Source organism: Mesorhizobium sp. M4A.F.Ca.ET.022.05.2.1 (assembly GCF_003998845.1).
Taxonomy (GTDB): Bacteria; Pseudomonadota; Alphaproteobacteria; order Rhizobiales; family Rhizobiaceae; genus Mesorhizobium.
This window is the reverse complement of sequence record NZ_RZOJ01000570.1, coordinates 1-2968: the sequence shown is the minus strand read 5'-3', so window position 1 is coordinate 2968 and position 2968 is coordinate 1. Positions and strand designations below refer to the sequence as shown.

The following is a 2968-nucleotide window of genomic DNA, read 5'->3' as shown; positions in this document are numbered from 1 at the left end:
AGTTAGATCAGTGCGGAAGTAGTCATTGACCTTGTAGCCGACGCCGCCGCCGAGCGAGAACCCGCCCTTTAGGTCGCCGAAATCGAAATCGTTGGTGCCGGGCGGCGGCCCGTACGTGATGTAGTCGATGCTACCCAAATTCGACCAGTGATAGTCGATATCGCCGCGGATGTACCAGCCGCCGACTTCGACCGGCTGCTCGTAGGCGACCGGCGGCGGCGTCGGCTACAAGGTCAATGACTACTTCCGCACTGATCTAACTGCCGATTACTGGTTCAAGTCAGACTTCAACGGCCAGACCTCGGATCTCGTCACGACATCGACCGAGGTTTCGAAGATGAGCGCCTTCCTTCTGCTGGCTAACGCGTATGCCGATCTCGGCACCTATCACGGGATCACGCCTTATGTCGGCGCCGGCATCGGCGGCGCGCGTATCAAGTGGGACACGGTCCGCGATCCGAACACCACCGAGACCAACCCCGGGTCGACCAACTGGCGTTTTGCCTACGCGCTCATGGCGGGCGCTTCCTATTGCTTGACCGACAAGATCATCTTTGACGCGGGCTACCGCTTCAGCCACATCCAGGGCGGCCGCATGTTCGAGTTTGATACGACTAGCTCGGGTCCTGGCTTCGACCACGGCATCAGCACGCACGAGGTACGCGGCGGTCTGCGCTATCAGTTCGGCGGCAACAATGGGTGCGCAGCGCCGGTAGTGGCCTATCAGCCTGAGCCGGAGCCGATCTACACCAAGTAAGCTCTTCGAGATCCGAGAGTTCCTCAACCGCCCGGCTTTTCGCCGGGCGGTTTTTGTTTGAGCTATTTGCCCGAACGAAAGCTCTTCGCGATCAATTCGCTAACCGTCTGTTATCCTTAACCGGCACTTAACCACTATGGTTAACAATGCTCCTTGAAAAACGGTGCTGTGCTGCGGCGCGCGCCAAGTTCGGGAGCCGGGGACATGGTATTCAAATCGCGTATAGCGCTGGCGCTGGCCGCCATCGTGCTGATGCCGGTGGCGCAGGCGCTGCCGGCCGACTACGATCCGCCGATCTATGTCGACCAGGCGCCGGACTACGTGCCGGTCGAGGTCGGCTCGGGATGGTACCTGCGCGGCGATATCGGCTACGCGTTCAGCCATCCATTCGAGCACCAAACCTCGGCGAGCGGAGCGACCAGCTTCACCAACGACAGCAGCCTGTTCACGGGCAGCATCGGCATGGGCTACCACCTCAACGACTTCCTCAGGGTCGAACTCAACGGCGGCATCCTGCCGACCAACAAGTTCGGCGACCACGCAGTGGTGCCGGACGGCTGCGCCGGCCACACCAATACGGTGACGATCGGGCCCGGCGGCGTCATCATCATCGGCACGGCCCCGGATACGGAAGACTGCGTGGCCACGAACCGCGCCACCAACAAGGGCTACAGCGTGATGGCTAATGGCTATGTCGACCTCGGCACCTATGTCGGCATCACGCCTTATATCGGCGGCGGCATTGGCGTCGCCTACAACAAGTATTTCAAGACCCAGGGCGAGCGCGACTGCGTCGAGATCGCGCCGGATTCGTCGGGTGCCGGCGGCTTCACCTGCGATGATCCGGCGGGTTACCAGGGATCAGAGGATTCCGAAGCAAAATTCAATCTTGCCTATTCGATCGGCGCCGGGCTTTCCTACCAGGTGAGCAAGAACGTCTCGGTCGATCTCGGCTACGAGTACTTCTCGGTGCCGAGCGCCAAATACGTGGCCTTTGACGACGGCGCCTTCAACATCCACAAGGGTATCGACTACCAGACGGTCAAGCTCGGGCTGCGCTACGATCTCTGGTAGGGATCGTCAGGCGGAAAATTGCTGCGGCGGGTCCGAGGATCCGCCGTTTGCTTTTGCGGTCGAGTCCCGCCGCGCGTAGCGAGTATCCCGCCAGCGACAAAAACTTTCCTCTTGACGCCGGAAGCCTGAACGCATATCGCCGTCCGTGGGCCACCCCTCCCCAACGAGGGGCCACTATCTGGAAGGATAGACCACGATGACGACGCTTACGAAGCCCGGACTCCGTCCGGCAAACCCCAATTTCTCCTCAGGTCCTTGCGCAAAACGCCCCGGCTGGTCGGTCGAGGCGCTGACCAAGGCTCCGCTCGGACGCTCGCATCGCGCCAAGATCGGCAAGAGCAAGCTCGAGCAGGCGATCGAGCAGACGCGCGAGATCCTCAAGGTTCCCACCGGCTACCGCATCGGCATCGTGCCGGCGTCCGACACCGGCGCGGTCGAGATGGCGCTGTGGTCGCTGCTCGGCGAGCGCGGCGTCGACATGGTCGCCTGGGAGAGCTTCGGCTCCGGCTGGGTGACCGATGTGGTCAAGCAGCTGAAGCTCGCCGACGTGCGCAGGTTCGAGGCCAGCTATGGCGCGCTTCCGGATCTGGCCAAGGTCGATTTCGACCGCGACGTCGTCTTCACCTGGAACGGCACCACATCGGGCGTGCGGGTTCCGAACGGCGATTTCATTCCTGCCGACCGGAAGGGCCTGACGATATGTGACGCGACGTCGGCCGCCTTCGCGCAAAGGCTCGACTTCGAAAAACTCGATGTCGTCACCTTCTCCTGGCAGAAGGTTCTGGGCGGCGAGGGCGCGCATGGCATGCTGATTCTGTCGCCGCGCGCCGTCGAGCGGCTGGAGGCATACAAGCCTGCATGGCCGCTGCCGAAAATTTTCCGCCTCACCTCGGGCGGCAAGCTGATCGAAGGCATCTTCAAGGGCGAGACGATCAACACGCCGTCGATGCTGTGCGTCGAGGATTATCTCGACGCGCTTCATTGGGCGAAGTCGATCGGCGGCCTTGACGCCCTGATCGCCCGCGCCGACGCCAATGCGGCGGTGCTCGACCGTTTCGTCGCCACCTCGTCATGGCTTGGCCATCTCGCCGCCGATCCGGCGACGCGCTCGAACACCTCGGTCTGCCTGTCCTTTAC

General features: G+C 62.2%; 2 protein-coding genes and 2 pseudogenes. 3 read left to right on the top strand and 1 reads right to left on the bottom strand.

Annotated elements, in window-relative coordinates; all coding sequences use genetic code 11:
- A pseudogene (locus EN745_RS37345) lies at positions 1-219 on the bottom strand (porin family protein); the annotation flags it as partial.
- On the opposite strand from EN745_RS37345, the pseudogene EN745_RS32845 reads away from it, so the two are divergent.
- The 3 genes and pseudogenes from EN745_RS32845 to EN745_RS32835 all read left to right on the top strand — a co-directional run.
- Positions 212-757, top strand: a pseudogene (locus EN745_RS32845) (outer membrane protein); the annotation flags it as partial. The pseudogenes EN745_RS37345 and EN745_RS32845 sit on opposite strands and share 8 nt — an antisense overlap.
- Positions 758-961: 204 nt before the next feature.
- On the top strand, positions 962-1831 hold the full coding sequence (locus tag EN745_RS32840; RefSeq protein ID WP_127423172.1) for an outer membrane protein: 870 nt from the start codon (positions 962-964) through the stop codon (positions 1829-1831).
- Between the two features lie 196 nt (positions 1832-2027).
- Positions 2028-2968, top strand: a 941-nt coding sequence (locus EN745_RS32835) for a phosphoserine transaminase (RefSeq protein ID WP_127423171.1), incomplete at its 3' end; no start/stop codon positions are given.